Below are 15,549 nucleotides of genomic sequence, written 5' to 3' on the forward strand. Positions count from 1 at the left end.
CCCGGTGGACGGGCTACCCGGGTCAGCCCGCCGACGGCCAGGCCGGGTCGCGACCGGTCAGGCAGAGCAGGCGGTCGAGGTCGTCGCCGGTGTCGGCGGGCTCCACCACCGCGCCGAACACGCCCCGCTCGCGGGCCGTCGGCGCGAGTCGGGCGGCCAGGTCGAGCAGCTCGGCGACCACCGCCGGATCGGCCCGGTACGGCTGGCCGGTCGACCGGGCCAGGTCCCACCCGTGCACCGTCAGGTCGAGCAGCAGCATGCCCCCGACGACCTCCTGCGGCATGCCCATGCCGGGGGACACCCCCTTCAGGGCGGACGGCTCGGACCAGGCCCCGATGACACGCCCGGTCTCGACAGCGAACCGGTCCCGCCAGTCGCCGGTGAGGAAGTCCGGCTGCTCCGACCAGTCGACAGGACGTCGGGCGGCCAGCCCCTGGAAGTTGACCACCACCTGGAACAGGTGGCCCAGCAGGTCGCGTACGGCGTACTCCTGGCACGGGGTGGGCCGGTCGAGCTGGTCGTCGGAAATGCCCCGGACCACGGCCACGGTCTCCGGCGCGGCGGCGGTCAGCAGGTCACTAGTCTTTGTCGCCATACGGGCAGCGTATGAGAGTGGTCTTGAAGGAATGCGACACGAGCCACGGAGCGACAACCGGGGCATCCTCGACCCGGGCCGGTTCCACCGTGAACTGCGCTTCCGCCGGCACCTGCCCGCCGCCCCGCTGCGCCGGTACGTCGAGCACTACTGGTTCGTCGACTGGTCGGTGACCGGAGCGTTCGAGCAGCGGGTCGTACCGCACCCGGCGGTGAACCTGGTGTTCCGGCACGACGACGACCCCGGCTCCGGCTCCCACGGCGGCGTTGCCGGCTCGGTCGAGGTCTCCGGCGTCGGGCAGCGCCTCTTCTCGATCACCCTGGCCGGGGCCGGCCGGGTCTGCGGCGTCCAGTTCCGGCCGGGCGGGTTCCGGCCGTTCTGGCGGCGTCCGGTCGCCGAGCTGACCGGCCGTCGGCTCCCCCTCGTGCCGGCGCCCGGCCCGGCCGGGGTCTGCGCCGGTGACGACGACGACCGACGGCGGGCGCTCGACGACTTCCTCCTCGGCTGGGCGCCGGAGCCGGATGCGTCGGCCGACGAGGCGATGCGCCTGGCCGACGAGATCCGCACCGACCGGGGCATCCTCCGGGTGGACGACCTGGCCCGCCGGCACGGCGTCTCCACCCGCCGCCTCCAGCGCCTCTTCCTCGACCACGTCGGTGTCGGACCGAAGTGGGTGATCCGGCGCTACCGGCTCCAGGAGGCGATCGAGCGGGCTGCCGCCGGCCCGCCGGACTGGGCGGCACTCGCCGCCGACCTGGGCTACAGCGACCAGGCCCACCTGGTCCGCGACTTCACCGCCGTCACCGGCGTCACCCCGACCGCCTACGTCCGCTCACTGCACGCCGGGTAGCGGGGAGTCGGGTGGTTGCCGGGGCCCCTTCCTACCGCCTGGTGATGAGCAGGGGTCCCCTGCTACCGCAAAATGCCGTGCAGGGGGCCCCTGCTACCACCTCAGTGGCGGCGGAGGGCGAGCACGGCGACGTCGTCGTGGATCTCCGAGGGGGCGAGTTCGCGCAGCAGGCGGGCGCAGAAGGCGTCCAGGTCCGGCTCGACCCGGGCGGCCTGCCCGGCCAGGGCGGCAAGTCCCTCGTCGATGGTGGTGTCCCGGCGCTCGATCAGCCCGTCGGTGTAGAGCACCAGCGTCGCCCCGGCCGGCACCACGAACTCCAGGTCCGGCGGGCGGGCCGCCCGGACCCCGAGCAGCGGGGCGGAGTGCTGGAGGAACTCCACCTGCCCGTCCACGGCGAGCAGCGGCGGCAGGTGGCCGGCGCTGGCCATCCGGACCTTCCCGCTGTCCGGCTCCAGCAGCAGCACGCAGATGGTGGCCAGCTCGTACGGGAGCAGTCGGCGCATCAGCTCGTTGACCCGGTGCAGGATCTCCCCCGGCTGGTGCCCCTCGACCGCGTACGCCCGCACCGCGTGCCGCAGTTCGGCCATCACCGTGGCGGCGTGCAGCGAATGCCCGGCGACGTCACCGATCGCCATCAGCAGGTGCCCGTCGAGCATCACCAGTTCGTAGAAGTCGCCGCCCACCTCGGTCTGCGCGCTCGCCGGCTCGTACCGCACCGCGAGGTCCAGGCCGTCGATGGTCGGGATGCGGCGCGGCAGCAGGCTGCGTTGAAGGGTGACCGCGATGCGGTGTTCCTCGTCGTAGGAGCGTTGCGCCTCGACGGACGCCGCCACCGCCTGGGCGAGCTGCACCAGCACCGGCATGCCCGGCACCTGCACCCCCGCCGGCACCACCACGTAGAGCGGTGCGCGGTCCTCGCGCAGCCGGGCCGCGGCGACCGCCAGCCGGTCGTCGGCCGGCCAGTCGGTCAGGTCCCAGTCGGACGGCTCGTCGATGCGCACCGTCGTGCCGGTCGGCACCCCGGTGTCGTCCACCGTCCACGGGACGACGCTGCCCGCCTCGCCGGGGCCGGGGCAGACCCCGGCCACGCAGTCCCCGTCGAAGGTCTCGGCCACCACCGCGGCAGGGGTACGGAAGATCGCCGCCGCGCCCATGGCCGCCTCCTCCAGCAGCCGGCCGAAGGTCGGCGCGGCGTGGACCGCGATGGTGGTCTCGGCCAGCCGGGCGAGCCGCTCGGCGAAGAGTTCGGCGCGTCGACGGGCCCGGTAGTAGCGCAGCACCGCGTGTGCGGTGGCGACCAGTTCGTCCGGTTCGATCGGCTCGGCGAGGTACGCGTCCGCGCCCCGGGTCAGGCCCTGCGCCCGGTCGACCACGTCGACGGCGTGTGCGGAGACGTGGATGACCGGCAGGGCCGGATGGCTGACCTTGATCCGTTCGCAGACCTCGAAGCCGCTCATGTCGGGCAGGCGTACGTCGAGCACCACCAGTTCGACCGGGTCGGTCCCGACCCGCTCCAGCGCCTCCTTGCCGGTCTCCGCCTCCCGCACCTCGAAACCGGCCCGGGTCAGCCAGCTCACCAGCAGGTAGCGCTTGGTGCGGCTGTCGTCGACCACCAGCACTGTCGCGGGAGCGCCCTCCACCGTCACGCCCCGTCCACGGGAAGGTCCAGGGTGAACGCGCTGCCCCGGCCGGGCTCGCTGGTCACGCTCAGGCTACCGCCGAGCAGCATGGCCAGCCGCCGGGCGTACGGCAGGCCGAGGCCGGTGCCGGTGCCGGCGCCGCTGGTGCTGCCGGGCACCTGGTAGAACTCCTCGAAGATCCGTTCGTGCAGGTCCGGCGCGATGCCGGCGCCGGTGTCCGAGACGACGATCCGCCACCGGCCGTCGACCAGGTCGGCGCGCATCCGCACCTCGCCGGCCTCGGTGAACTTGAGCCCGTTGTGCAGCAGGTTACGCAACACCCGGGTCAGCAGGGTCTCGTCCGACCGCAGCGTCGCCGGGGAGGGCGGCTCCTCGACGACCAGGTCCACGCCGGGCCGGGTGGCCAGCGCTCGCAGCGTGCCCCGGAGCTGGCCGAAGACCACCCGCAGGTCGACCTCGGTCCAGTCCGGCTCGATCCGGCCGGACTCGGCCTTGGCCAGGTCCAGCAGGTCGTTGACCAGGGCCAGCAGGTCGGTGGCGGAGGAGCGGATCAGCCCCACCTGGCGGGCCTGCTCGCCGGTGAGCGGATCCGAGGCCGAGTCGGCGAGCAGTCGGGCCAGCCCGATGACGGCGGTGACCGGGGCACGCAACTCGTGGCTGACGTTGGCCAGGAACCGGCTCTTCGACTCGCTGGCCGCCTTGAGCTGCGCCGACTTCTCGTCCAGCTCGGCGTAGAGCGCCACCACGCCCCGGTTGGTCTCCTCCAGTTCCTCGGAGAGCTGGTTGTAGAGCGCGAGCACGCCCCGGTTGGTCTCCTGGAGCTCCTCGTTGAGCACGGCCAGCTCGTCACGCTGGCTGCGTACCTCGTCGAGTGCGGCGATGAGCTGCTCGTTCTGGGAGGTGAGTTCGTCCAGTACGCTGGCCGGCGCGCTCTGCGCAAGCTGCGCGCGCAGTTCGGCGAGACGCTGCGGGGTCAGCGCCTCGGCGTGGGCAGGAATGCGTCGGGACATCCGTATGACGGTAACTCCACCCACCGGTGTCAGGTCCAGAGTGTCGACCAGCCGGGCCACCGCGCCGGAGGTCGGCTCGTACCCGGCCGGGCCGAACGGTCGCAGCGGGGCGAGGTCGACCCGCAGGACCGGGCTCCCCTCTTCCACCCCGGCGGCGCGGAAGGCGACGTCCGCGCCGCCGACGGCACGCACCAGGTCCCGGGCCACCTCGCTGAGCGCGGTGGCGATGCGGATCTGGTCCTGGTACTCCAGGCCGACGGCGGTGGCCACCTCCCGGCCGCGTTGCCGCAGCACGAAGATGTCGGGCTCGGCGCGGAGCGTCATCTGCAACAGCGGTGCGGTGAGAGAGCTGTTCATGCCGGGGCCCGGGCGACGAGGACCCCGGCGTCGTCGCGTCGTACGCCGTAGTCGCGCAGGATGGTGGCGGCGGTCAGCAGCGGAGACCGGTCGGTGAGCCCCGGGTACTCGGTGAGCTGCCAGCGGTCGGTGACCCCGTCGGTGTGCATGACCAGCAGGGCGTCCCCGCCGAACGGATACTCGTACTCCCGGACCACGGGACGCTGGTGGCCGGCGATGCCGGGGAGCGAGACCAGCCCGCGACGCCGGCCGTGCTCGACCACGCTGGCGGCGATGTTCCCCAGCCCCGCGTAACGCAGCCGCCCGGCCGACGGCTCCAGCTCGGCGACGGCGAGCGCGGCTCCCCGGGTGTGCGCAAGTGAGCGGTGCAGGTGCTCCACCACGGTCTTCGGCGGCCCGACGGGCGCGGAGCGGAATCCGGCGACGGCGGCCTCGCTCGCCGCGGCGGCCAGCGGACCGTGCCCGAGCCCGTCGCAGACGAGCACCTGCGGACGACCGTCGGCCAGCCGCACGGCGAAGGCGTCTCCGCACCGGTCCTCCCCGGTCAGCGGCCGGGTGATGCCGGCCGCCCACCCGGGGATCGGTGCGGCCGACGGCCAGACCTGCACGGCGAGCACGGTGCCCCGGCCGGACTGCGAGTAGCCGTCGTACCAGCTGGCCTGCCGGGCGATCGCGCCGAGGCCGATGCCGAGGGTGCCGGTGGTGGAGTGTCCGTCCCGGGAGGAGACGGTGAGGTCGGCCATGCCGGGCCCGGAGTCGACGGCGACCAGTTCCACGCCGGCCTCACCGCCGCGCCGCACCGGACGGAGCAGGAGCACCCCGTCCTGGGCGTGCTTGACCAGGTTGCTGGTCAGCTCGGCGGCGACGATCGCCAGGTCGGCGGTGCGCCGGGCACCGAGATGCAGCTGCTCGCCGAGCCGCTCGGCGGCCCGGCGTGCCGCGCTGGCCGCGCTGCTCGTCTCCACCCGGAACCAGAGGCCCTGGTCGGAGACGGGGTCGGTGGTCATCGGGACCACTTGGTCACGGTGATCCGGGTTCCCTTGCCCACTGCGGTCTGGATGTCGAACTCGTCGACCAGGCGGCGGGCCCCGCTGAGCCCGAGCCCGAGGCCGCCACCGGTGGTGTAGCCGTCGGTGAGGGCCAGGTCGAGGTCGGCGATGCCCGGACCGGAGTCGGCGAAGACGATCCGCACCCCGCGTCGTACGCCGTTGTCGACGCAGGTCACCTCGACCTCGCCGCCACCGCCGTAGACCAGCGTGTTGCGGGCCAGCTCACTGGCGGCGGTCACCAGCTTGGTCTGGTCGACCAGGGAGAGCTTGACGGCGACCGCGACCGTACGGACCAGCTGGCGGACACGGACCACGTCCTCGTCGCTCCGGATCGCCTGCGCCTGCGGGCGGCCCAGGTCGATACCGGTGGTCATGGCGACGCCGGCTCGGCGTCGGTGGAATCGAGGTCGAGGTCGTCCTCCTCGTCCCGGGCCGCCGCGATCAGTTCGATACCGCGTTCGACGTTCAACGCGGTCCGGATGCCGTTGAGGGAAAGGCCCAGTTCCACCAGGGTGATGGCGACCGCAGGGCGCATCCCGACCACCACGGTCTCGGCGTCGAGGACCTTGGAGATGGACGCGATGGTGGAGAGCATCCGGCCGATGAACGAGTCGACGATGTCCAGCGCGGTGATGTCGATGATCACCCCGTGGCAACCGGTCTCGACGATCCGTTCGGCCAGGTCCTCCTGGAGTTGCAGCGCGGTCTGGTCCTCCATGTCGACCTGGATGGAGACCAGCAGGATGTCACCGATCTTGAGGACCGGCACCCGCTCCATCAGGCGTCCCGACGTGCGCGGCGGTTGGCGGCGTTGTCGACGCCGGTGAGCCGCAGCACGTGGCGCAGGGCGTCGGCGAGGCTGGCCTTGGTGGCGATGTCGCCGAACTCGATACCGAGCGCCACGATGGTCTGGGCGATCTGCGGTCGGATGCCGGAGATGATGCAGTCCGCCCCCATCAGCCGGGCGGCCACCACGGTCTTCAGGATGTGCTGGGCGACCTGGGTGTCCACCGCCGGCACGCCGGTGATGTCGATGATCGCGTACGGCGAGCTGGTGTCCACCAGGGTCTGGAGCAGCCGCTCCATCACCACCTGGGCGCGGGCCGAGTCGAGCGTGCCGACCAGCGGCACGGCGACCACGCCCTCCCAGAGCTTGACCACCGGGGTGGAGAGTTCGAGAAGCTGCTCGGCCTGGTCGGCGATCAGGCTCTCCCGGGTGCGGACGTAGCTCTCGAAGGTGAACAGCCCCATCTTGTCGATGAGGCTGGAGAAGCCCACGAAGTCGCGGAGTTGGGTGCCCTCGTCGGGGAGGCTCTCCATCAGCTCCAGCAGCACGTCCTTGAGGGCGTAGATGCTGACCGCCGTCTCGGTGGCGGTGAAACCCTGCCGGGCCCGGCCCCGGGACAGCTCGGCGAGTACGGCCCGCAGCTCGGCGGCCTGCTCCGACTCTAGGTCGATGGCCCTGCCCTCGCTGGCGACGACGATGCTGCGGTGCAGGTCCTGCACCTGGCTGCGGAGTTCCGCCTGGCTGAGTCGGCCACGCAGCGAGGCTGCCACCGCCTCCGTCCAGCGCTGCGTGACCAGATCGGCATGCTCGGTGAGCAGGCTGGCCAGTCGTCCGCTTACTTCCGTGCTCAGCGCCATCGGACTCCCCCTCCACCCCCGACCGGGGCGGACTTTATCACCGGACCTGGTAAGACTAGTTGCCGCAGGACAAAGAACTGTTGCCCACCCCTCCGGAACAGCTCCCGTTCTGCGTGGCACGCCGACGGTGGGATACGGTTCCACCGACTACAGGAGGTCTGGCGGATGTCGTTGACGGTGCACACGGAACAGCGCGGCGACGTGGTCGTGGTGTCGGTCGCGGGCGAGCTGGACATGGCGACCGCCCCCCAGCTTCAGGACCAGATCACCGACCTGCTCGACAAGGGGCGCAGCCGGCTGGTGTTCGACCTGGCGCAGGTCTCGTTCTGCGACTCGACCGGGCTCTCGGTGTTCGTACGCGCCAAGAACAACTGCGACGAGGCCGGTGGCGTGGTGCGACTCGCCGCACCGCAGCGCGGTGTGCTGCGCATCCTCGAGGTCAGCGGACTGGTCGAGGTGCTGCAGACGTACCCGACGGTCGACGAGGCGGTGGCGGGGGAGCCGACCCCGGCCTCCTGAGCGACCACCACCCCGCGCGCCACCCGTCGACTCACTCGTCCTCGATGTAGCGGGGACGGGCGATCGCCAGTCCGGCCACGGTCTGCACGACGAGGGCGACCAGCAGGAAGCCGATCGGCACCTGCCAGCCCCCGGTCGCCTCGTAGAGGATGCCGACGAGCAGCGGACCGAGGCCGGCCATCACGTACCCGGTGCTCTGCGCGAACGCCGACAGCTGCACCGTTCCCTCGGCCGTGCGCGCCCGCAGGCCGATGGTGGTCAGGATCAGCGGGAACGCGCCCTGGCCGATGGCCAGGAGGAGCACCCAGAGCAGCGCCAGGTCGTGCGGCGCGAACGCGAGGCCCAGGTAGGACAGGGTCGCCGACAGGGACAGGAAGAGCACCAGCGGGCGCAGGGTGCGCAGCCGGGTGGCGATGGCGGGCATGACCAGGGCCACCGGCACCCCGAAGGCGGTCACCCCGGCGAGCAGCAGCCCGGCGTCCTGCGGCTGGTAGCCGGCGTCCCGGAAGAGCTGGGCCAGCCAGCCCATCACCACGTACCCGCTGAGCGACTGGGCCCCGAAGTACACCGCCATGGCCCACCCGAGCCGGGTGCGTTCCGGCCGGATCCGCGACCGGGCGGAGACCTGCGCCGTCCGTCCCGCCCGTCGCGCGGCGGCCCGGGCCCGCAGCGCCAGCGGCACCCACGGGAGTACGGCCACCGCGGCCAGCCCGGCCCAGACCCCGAGGCCGATCCGCCACGACCCGAACGCGTGGGCGACCGGCACCGCCGCGGCGGCGGCCACCGACGTGCCGAGGGTCAGGGCCACCGTGTACGCCCCGGTGACCAGGCCGGTGCGATGCGGGAAGTACTGCTTGACCAGCATCGGCAGCAGGATGTTCGCCACCGCGATCCCGGCCAGCGCGAGCGCGCTGGCGACCAGGAAGACCAGGGCCGAGCCGGTGAGGACCCGCAGCAACTGCCCCAGGGCGAGGGTGATCATCGCCACCACCAGCACCCGGGCCGGGGCGACCCGCCGGACCAGCCACGGGGTGAATGCGCCGAACACGGCGAACGCGATGGTGGGCAGCGTGGTCACGAACCCGGCCATCGCGCCGGAGAGCGCCAGGCCGGTACGGACCTCGTCGAGGAGCGCGCCGAGGCTGGTGATGGCGGCCCGCAGGTTGAGCGCGACCAGGAGCATCCCGGCAAGCACCAGCAGCCCTCCGGTCCCGGGCCGGGCCGGGGCGGGGGTGGAGGTGGCGGCCGGTGCGCCGGAACTCTGGTCGGCGGGTGTCGCCGGGGGGACGTCGGAGGCCACGTCGGGTCCCGCGAGGGCGGCTGTTGGCGGCGTCATGAGCTTGAACCTACAATCATGGGATGAATTCCGGCGTGGGTTGTAACCAGTGACACCGTCCGGGCATTCCCCGCCCGTGCCGCCGCGCGGCCGTCGGGTGAGCGAGACGATCGAGCAGCTCAGGGCCCGGATCCTCGGCGGGGAGTGGCCGCTGGGCGGACGCATCCCGACCGAGCCGCAGCTCGTCGCCGCCCTCGGCGTGGGGCGGAACACCGTCCGCGAGGCGGTCCGCGCGCTGGTGCACGCCGGGGTGCTGGAGCCCCGCCAGGGCTCCGGCACGTACGTGGTGTCGACCGACGAACTGGCCCCGGTGGTGGCCCGCCGACTCACCGACGACCGGATGGCGGAGGTGGTCGAGGTCCGCCGCGCGTTCGAGGTGGAGGCCGCCCGGCTGGCCGCGCTCCGGCGTACCCCGGAGGACCTGGCGGCGCTCGACGCGGCGCTCGCCGAGCGGGAGGCGGCCTGGCGCGACGGCCGGTTCGAGGAGTTCGTGGAGGCCGACGCCCGGCTGCACGTCGTGGTGGTGGCCGCCGCCCACAACACCATGCTCGCCGAGCTGTACGCCTCGGTGGGCACCGCGATGCGGGCCTCCGTCGCCCAGGCGATCGGCTCCCTGGAGCCCGACCGGTACGTCGACCACAGCCGCCTGGTGGCGGCGATCCGGGCGGGCGACCCGGCCCGGGCGGCGCACGAGGCGGGCGCGTTCCTGGAGCACCGGGCCAGGGCATAGGTTGTCCGGGATCGAGCACCGGACAGCGGGAGTGACAGATGCTCAAAGGGTTCAAGGACTTCATCATGCGCGGCAACGTCGTCGACCTGGCGGTCGGCGTCGTCATCGGTGCCGCGTTCACCGGTGTGGTCACGCAGCTCACCAAGTCGTTCCTGGAGCCCTTCGTACGGGTCCTGATCGTGCTGATCACCGGCAACGAGGACGGCCTGTCGGGCTCAACGCCGATGTACCGGGACATCCCCTTCGACTGGGTGGCGTTCGTGAACGCGCTGATCACGTTCCTGCTCACCGCGGCGGCGCTCTACTTCCTCGTGGTCTTCCCGATGAACAAGCTCGCCGAGCGGCGCAAGCGGGGCGAGGAGCCGCCGCCGAAGGCGCCCAGCGAGGAGGTCAAGCTGCTCACCGAGATCCGGGACGCCCTGCTCGCCGCCGGGCACACCACCCCCGGGCAGCAGCGCGGCGCGCTCGACGACGTGCTCGGCCGCCGGCCAGAGCCGCCGACCGCACGCTGATCCGACCACGCACACCGGCCTCTGCGGGATTCCCGCAGGGGCCGGACCCTTTCGTACGCATGTTCGATACAGTGCCGCCATGGAGCAGCGAAAGCACTGGTGGAACGGCAAGTGGGGGCGGCTGGCCCGGCGGGACGTCTTCCTCCGGGTGGACGCCGACCGGTGGCACGTCGAACAACGCGCCGGCGGCGCCGAGGGCGTCTCCCGGTTCTACGAGTACGACAGCGCCGAGGAGGCGGAGGAGACGGTCCGGGCCCTGCTCGACGGCACCGACACCTGGCGCGAGCTCTCCCCGCGCCCGCCCCGCGTTTAGCCGGACGCCGGGCCGGGAACCGCGCCAGCATGACGCGACAGGACACGGACGCGCAGACGGTCATCGGACGGGTCACCACCGGCATGCGGGTCGTCGACGCGACCGGCACCGAGGTTGGCACGGTCGACCTCGTCCAGCGTGGGGACCCGAACGCGGTGACCGTGGAGGCGCCGACCGCCGACCCGGGCAGCAGCCTCGACGAGCTGATCGAGTCGGCAGCGGTCGAGGAACCGGACGTCCCGGCCGACCTGGCCGCCCGGCTGCTGCGCAGCGGCTACCTCAAGATCACCACATCCGGCTGGGCGGTCTACGCCCTCGCCGAGCAGATCGCCGACGTCGCCGACCAGCGGGTACGCCTCACCGTCCCCCTCGCCGACCTCGCCCGCGAGGAGTAGGCGTCCCGCCGACCCGGCCGCACCCTGGAGTCGCCAGGCGCGCGAAGGCCACGCCCGCCTACGGAAAGTCAGACGCGGTCCCGGAGTGCGCGGGCGCGGAGTGCGCGGGCTCGCGACTAGACCCGGGGTGCCCCGTCTGTGCGGGCAGCTCCACAGTCTCTCGCCAATGCACCAACGGCTGCGCCTGGATCGCGGACGGGCTGGAGCTCACCCTCCGGCGACTCCCGCTCCGCGGGTGCCTCCGACCCGCTGACCTCGTCGGGGTCCTCCCGCTCCGCCGAGCGGCGCTGCGGCACCGGGCGCCCACGCTGGGGGACGGGCCTCCGGCGGAAGAGGAGCCGCATCGCCCCACCGGCCAGCAGTCCCCAGAAGGCACCGCCTATCCCGAGCAGCGTGACCCCGGCGGCGGTGACCACGAAGGTGACCACCGCCGCCTCGCGGTCGTCCGGCTCGGCGACGGCCGAGGTCAGGGCGGTGGCCAGCGCGCCGATCAGCGCCAGGCCGGCGACCGCCTCGATCAGCACCGGGGGCGAGAGCAGGACCAGCGTGGTGGCCACCCCCGCGCCGAGGCCGAGCAGGGCCAGCCCGGCCCCGGCGGTGACCGAGGCGATCCAGCGACGGTCCGGGTCGGGGTGGGCGTCCGGGCCGGCGGCGAGCGCGGCGGTGATCGCCGCCAGGTTGACCGCGTGCCCGCCGACGGGCGCGGCGGCCACGCTGGCCAGCCCGGTGACCCGGAGCGCGGAGCCGAACGGTGGGCGGTAGCCGTACCCGGTGAGCACCGCCATGCCCGGTACGTTCTGCGCGGCCATGGTGACCAGGAACAGCGGCACCGCCAGCCCGGCCAGGGCCGACATGCTCCAGGCCGGTGGCGTCGGGTCGAACGCCGGCCAGAGCCCGGTGCCCCCGAGCCGACCGGACGGCGTGGTCGACGCGATCGCCACCACCGCGACGACGAGTGCCCCCGGCACCGCCCAGCGACGGGCGAACCGGTGCAACAGGAGCCAGACCACCACCACCGGCCCGGCGAGGGCCGGCACCTCGACCAGGGCCCGGACCGGCGCCGTGCAGAGCGGCAGGAGGACGCCGGCCAGCATCGCGCCCGCGATCGGCTTCGGGATCGCCGCGACCGCGCGGCTCAGCGGAGGGAAGAGACCGGCGGCCACGACCAGCAGGCCGGACACCACGAACGCGCCGACCGCCGCCGGCCAGCCACCCGCCACCGGACCGGTCGCCACCAGCAACGCGGCACCCGGCGTGGACCAGGCGACGCTCATCGGCAGTCGGTGCCGCAGTCCGAGCCAGACGGCGCTGGCCCCCGACACGAGACAGACCGCGAGCAGGCCCGAGGCCGCCTGCGTCTCGGTGGCACCGACCGCCCGGAGCCCGGCCAGGACCACGGTGAACGAGCTGGCGAAGCCGACCAGGGCGGTCACCACGCCGGCCAGCACGGGTTGCAGGACGCCGGCCATTCCGTCTCCCTCCACGACCGTTCCGTATACGGAACGGTGGCGTGATGCACGATAGCGGCATGCCCACCGCCGACCGACCACCGGCCCCCCAGGGGGAAGTCGCCGACTCCGCGTCCCTGGAGGAGGGCGCCGCCGCCATCGGCCGTCGGGTCCGGCTTCTCCGCGAGGAGCGCGGTGTCTCGCTCTCCGCCCTGGCGCGGTCGGCCAGGGTCGGCAAGGCCACCCTCTCCGGGCTGGAGAACGGCACCCGCAACCCGACCCTGGAGACGCTCTACGCGGTGACCGCGCAGCTCGGCGTACCCCTGGGTGCGGTGCTGGCCGGACCGGCGAGCGCGCCCTCGGTGCGCGGCGCCGCGGTACGCGCCACCCTGCTCGAGGTGTTCACCGAGGCCGGGGCGACCTACGAGCTGTACCGGATGCGGGTCGCCCCGGGACCGGGCCAGATGTCACCCCCGCACCGGCCCGGGGTCACCGAGCACGTCACCGTCTTCGCCGGCGTGCTCCGCGCGGGTCCGGTGGACGCGCCGCTGACCGCCGCCGCAGGTGGGCACCTGCGCTGGACGTCGGACGTGCCGCACTGCTACGCCGCGGTCGGTGACGAGGAGGTCGCCGCGAGTCTCCTGCTGCGCTACCCCCACGGCTGACATGCTCCGTCCAACCTGGATCCGGCACGCCACGCCGGCCCCGGGCGGCAGTGGGTGGAGACGCGGGTGCGGTCTTCTTGGCAGACTTCACCCATGACGCTGATCCTCCGCTCGGCCATTCTGAACGACGTCGGCCTGGTCCGGACCAACAACGAGGACTCCGCCCTCGCCGGGGAACGGCTGGTCTCGGTGGCGGACGGAATGGGTGGACTGCCGGCCGGGGAGGTCGCCAGCGAGATCGTCATCCGGATCCTCGACGAGCTGATACCACCGGAGACGCCGGACGAGGCAGAGAACGCGCTCCGCGCCGTCGTGCAGACCGCCAACCAGCGCATCCGGGCCGCCATCGACGCCGACCCGGCCCGCGAGGGCATGGGCACCACGCTGACCGCCGCACTGCTCGCCGGGGACGTCCTGGTCGTCGCCCAGGTCGGTGACTCCCGGTGTTACCTGCTCCGGGAGGGGGCGCTGCACCAGCTCACCAGGGACGACACCTTCGTCCAGGCGCTCGTGGACCAGGGGGCGCTGACCCCCGCCGCCGCCCGCCAGCACCCGCAGCGGTCCCTGGTCACCCGGGCGGTCCAGGGGGCCGACGCGCCTCCGTCGATCGCCCGCTACACCGTCCTGCCCGGCGACCGGCTGCTGCTGTGCAGCGACGGGCTCTCCGACTACGTCGACGACGGCACGGTCGCGAACACCGTCTTCACGTACGGGGACCGGCAGCAGTGCGCCGAGCAGCTGGTGAAGCTGGCCCACCAGGCGGGCGCACCGGACAACGTCACGGTCGTGGTCTCCGACGTCACCGAGGTCTGAACCGGCGACGGGCGAATCGGGTTGCGGGGTCCCGGGACCGGGGTTGGGATGGACGGATGAGCATTCGTCGTCTCACCCCCGGGGAACGCCTGACCACTAGCTTCCCGCTCCAGGCGTACTCCTTCGACGAGACGCCCCGCCCGGCGGACGAAGCCGAGTCGATGCGGGACTGGCTGCCGTACCAGGAAGGCAACCGGACGCTCGTTGCCGAGGCGGACGGCACCGCCGTGGCCTGCGCCTCCGCCATCCCGATGCGGCAGAACCTGCGCGGCGCCGTACTGCCGATGGCCGGGGTCGCCGGGCTCGCCAGCCACCCGCTCGCCCGCCGCCAGGGACACGTCCGGGACCTGATGCACCAGTTGCTCGACGAGATGCTCGACGAGGGGCACGTGCTCTCCGCGCTCTACCCGTTCCGGCCCTCGTTCTACGAACGGTTCGGCTACGTCGGCCTCCCCGCGCCACGTACCGCCACCTTTCCCCCGGACGACCTCGCCGCTCTGCTCCGGGTGAAGCTGCCGGGCGAGTTGGTCTGGCAACGCACCGGTGCCGGATACGACGAGTACGCCGCCTTCCACGACCGCTGCCTGGTGCAGCGGCACGGCTTCGCGGTCCTCCCCGAGTACCGCCGGATCCGGGTACGCGACGACGACAACCGCTGGCTGGTGACCGCGCGGGTCGACGGGGTGACCGAGGGCCTGCTCACGTACCGGATCGACGGCTACGGTGGCACCCTGGAGGGCGGCCATCTGCTCGCCACCAGTCCCCTCGCCCGCGCGCTGCTGTTGCAGTTCCTCGCCCGGCACGTCGACCAGGTGGAGCGGGTGAGCGTGGTGGTCGCCCCGGACGACCTGCCCGAACTCTGGGCCACCGACCTGGGGGTGGTCTGCGAGACCCGGGTGACCCGCCCGGACGAGTCCGCCCCGATGGCCCGGGTGCTCTCGATGGACGCACTGGCCGGGCTGCCCGCCGACGCCGGGTGCTGCCGGGTGGAGCTGACCGGGGACCGTTGGCTCGCCGGGACGTACCTGCTGGACGGGACGACCGGGCAACTGGAGATCCGGTCCAGGGCGTCCGTCGGCGCGGTGGACCCGCCGTCCGCCACGCTCACCGCCGCCGGACTCTCCGCCCTGGCGTACGGGGCGCTCGACCCGGCCGAGGTGGTGGTGCGGGGGCTCGGTGACGTGCCGACCGACGCAATGCTGGAGTTGCGTCGCCTCTTTCCGCGCGAGCTGCCGTACCTCTGCGCCAGCTTCTGACCCGTTCCGGTATCCGCCCGACGGGGCAGACCGGACGGGTACCGGGATGGCGGTCGGGTGGCTGGGACTCCTGACCCAGCGCTCGACATCGATCGGTACGCGACACCCGCCGTCGCCCTCGTCGTCCTGACGACTGCCGCCCTCACCGGTTGATGCTCAAGTCGGCGCTCCGACCACGGACACCCGGCCCGAGCGGCTAGCGTTCGGGAGTTTTGTCTTTAATGCACCTCTTCGTATGCAAAAGTCCGATTAAGGACACGTGCATTTCCGTGTGTCTTCGGCCCGCTGTCGTGGCGGCACCGCCGGAGACGCGCCATGAGAGGGCCACATCGTGACAGTCACTTCAATCCGTCATCGTCGACTCCGTCTGCGTCGACGCGCCGTACTGCCGGCACTCGCGGCCGTCACCGCGGGCTG

General features: G+C 73.0%; 18 protein-coding genes. 9 read left to right on the forward strand and 9 right to left on the reverse strand.

What is annotated here, in order from left to right; translation table 11 throughout:
- Positions 1–22: 22 nt before the first annotated feature.
- Complete coding sequence (locus tag GA0070618_RS08380) at positions 23–595, reverse strand: TIGR03086 family metal-binding protein (protein WP_088981138.1); 573 nt, start codon at positions 593–595, stop codon at positions 23–25.
- 31 nt (positions 596–626) lie between these two features.
- Between GA0070618_RS08380 and GA0070618_RS08385 the strand changes: the two genes are divergently transcribed.
- Positions 627–1,445, forward strand: a complete 819-nt coding sequence (locus tag GA0070618_RS08385) for a helix-turn-helix domain-containing protein (protein ID WP_088981139.1) — start codon at positions 627–629, stop codon at positions 1,443–1,445.
- A 101-nt stretch (positions 1,446–1,546) separates the two neighbouring features.
- Here GA0070618_RS08385 and GA0070618_RS08390 read toward each other — a convergent pair whose 3' ends face one another.
- The 6 genes from GA0070618_RS08390 to GA0070618_RS08415 are packed head-to-tail and all read right to left on the reverse strand — an operon-like array spanning position 1,547 to position 7,145.
- The gene (locus GA0070618_RS08390; protein ID WP_088985374.1) at positions 1,547–3,085 is read right to left on the reverse strand and encodes a SpoIIE family protein phosphatase; all 1,539 of its coding nucleotides are present in this window, start codon (positions 3,083–3,085) and stop codon (positions 1,547–1,549) included.
- Positions 3,086–3,087: 2 nt separating this feature from the next.
- Positions 3,088–4,452 carry a sensor histidine kinase gene (locus GA0070618_RS08395; protein WP_231931658.1) on the reverse strand — a complete coding sequence of 455 codons (1,365 nt, stop codon included), beginning with the start codon at positions 4,450–4,452 and terminating at the stop codon, positions 3,088–3,090.
- Positions 4,449–5,459: a SpoIIE family protein phosphatase gene (locus GA0070618_RS08400; RefSeq protein WP_088985376.1), complete on the reverse strand. Its 1,011-nt coding sequence runs from the start codon at positions 5,457–5,459 to the stop codon at positions 4,449–4,451. Before GA0070618_RS08400 ends, GA0070618_RS08395 begins: the two co-directional genes overlap by 4 nt.
- On the reverse strand, positions 5,456–5,875 hold the full coding sequence (locus tag GA0070618_RS08405; RefSeq protein ID WP_088981140.1) for an ATP-binding protein: 420 nt from the start codon (positions 5,873–5,875) through the stop codon (positions 5,456–5,458). The genes GA0070618_RS08400 and GA0070618_RS08405 overlap by 4 nt, the downstream gene beginning before the upstream one ends.
- Positions 5,872–6,279 carry an STAS domain-containing protein gene (locus GA0070618_RS08410; RefSeq protein WP_088981141.1) on the reverse strand — a complete coding sequence of 136 codons (408 nt, stop codon included), beginning with the start codon at positions 6,277–6,279 and terminating at the stop codon, positions 5,872–5,874. Before GA0070618_RS08410 ends, GA0070618_RS08405 begins: the two co-directional genes overlap by 4 nt.
- The gene (locus tag GA0070618_RS08415) at positions 6,279–7,145 is read right to left on the reverse strand and encodes an STAS domain-containing protein (protein ID WP_088981142.1); all 867 of its coding nucleotides are present in this window, start codon (positions 7,143–7,145) and stop codon (positions 6,279–6,281) included. Before GA0070618_RS08415 ends, GA0070618_RS08410 begins: the two co-directional genes overlap by 1 nt.
- A 165-nt stretch (positions 7,146–7,310) precedes the next feature.
- On the opposite strand from GA0070618_RS08415, the gene GA0070618_RS08420 reads away from it, so the two are divergent.
- Complete coding sequence (locus GA0070618_RS08420) at positions 7,311–7,664, forward strand: STAS domain-containing protein (RefSeq protein WP_088981143.1); 354 nt, start codon at positions 7,311–7,313, stop codon at positions 7,662–7,664.
- 31 nt (positions 7,665–7,695) lie between these two features.
- On the opposite strand, the gene GA0070618_RS08425 is transcribed toward GA0070618_RS08420, so the two are convergent.
- Entirely contained in the window at positions 7,696–9,000 is a 1,305-nt protein-coding gene (locus GA0070618_RS08425; protein ID WP_088981144.1) for an MFS transporter, read from the reverse strand.
- 49 nt (positions 9,001–9,049) lie between these two features.
- Between GA0070618_RS08425 and GA0070618_RS08430 the strand changes: the two genes are divergently transcribed.
- The 4 genes from GA0070618_RS08430 (at position 9,050) to GA0070618_RS08445 (ending at position 10,950) form a co-directional block, all read left to right on the forward strand.
- On the forward strand, positions 9,050–9,730 hold the full coding sequence (locus GA0070618_RS08430; RefSeq protein ID WP_088981145.1) for a FadR/GntR family transcriptional regulator: 681 nt from the start codon (positions 9,050–9,052) through the stop codon (positions 9,728–9,730).
- A gap of 38 nt (positions 9,731–9,768) precedes the next feature.
- A complete protein-coding gene (mscL, locus tag GA0070618_RS08435; protein WP_088981146.1) occupies positions 9,769–10,242 on the forward strand; it encodes a large conductance mechanosensitive channel protein MscL in 474 nt (157 codons plus the stop codon).
- Between the two features lie 79 nt (positions 10,243–10,321).
- Complete coding sequence (locus tag GA0070618_RS08440; protein WP_088981147.1) at positions 10,322–10,555, forward strand: hypothetical protein; 234 nt, start codon at positions 10,322–10,324, stop codon at positions 10,553–10,555.
- 29 nt (positions 10,556–10,584) lie between these two features.
- The gene (locus tag GA0070618_RS08445; RefSeq protein WP_088981148.1) at positions 10,585–10,950 is read left to right on the forward strand and encodes a hypothetical protein; all 366 of its coding nucleotides are present in this window, start codon (positions 10,585–10,587) and stop codon (positions 10,948–10,950) included.
- Between the two features lie 116 nt (positions 10,951–11,066).
- Here the strand turns inward: GA0070618_RS08445 and GA0070618_RS08450 are convergent, their stop codons facing one another.
- Positions 11,067–12,434 carry a benzoate/H(+) symporter BenE family transporter gene (locus GA0070618_RS08450; RefSeq protein ID WP_231931659.1) on the reverse strand — a complete coding sequence of 456 codons (1,368 nt, stop codon included), beginning with the start codon at positions 12,432–12,434 and terminating at the stop codon, positions 11,067–11,069.
- 44 nt (positions 12,435–12,478) lie between these two features.
- Between GA0070618_RS08450 and GA0070618_RS08455 the strand changes: the two genes are divergently transcribed.
- From GA0070618_RS08455 to GA0070618_RS08465, 3 genes are all read left to right on the forward strand, one after another.
- Positions 12,479–13,063 (forward strand): helix-turn-helix domain-containing protein, encoded by a 585-nt coding sequence (locus tag GA0070618_RS08455; RefSeq protein ID WP_088981150.1) that lies wholly within the window; start codon positions 12,479–12,481, stop codon positions 13,061–13,063.
- Positions 13,064–13,156: 93 nt separating this feature from the next.
- Entirely contained in the window at positions 13,157–13,876 is a 720-nt protein-coding gene (locus GA0070618_RS08460) for a PP2C family protein-serine/threonine phosphatase (protein ID WP_088981151.1), read from the forward strand.
- Positions 13,877–13,932: 56 nt separating this feature from the next.
- Positions 13,933–15,132 (forward strand): GNAT family N-acetyltransferase, encoded by a 1,200-nt coding sequence (locus GA0070618_RS08465; protein ID WP_088981152.1) that lies wholly within the window; start codon positions 13,933–13,935, stop codon positions 15,130–15,132.
- The last annotated feature ends 417 nt before the right edge of the window (positions 15,133–15,549 follow it).

The organism is Micromonospora echinospora (assembly GCF_900091495.1).
Taxonomy (GTDB): Bacteria; Actinomycetota; Actinomycetes; order Mycobacteriales; family Micromonosporaceae; genus Micromonospora; species Micromonospora echinospora.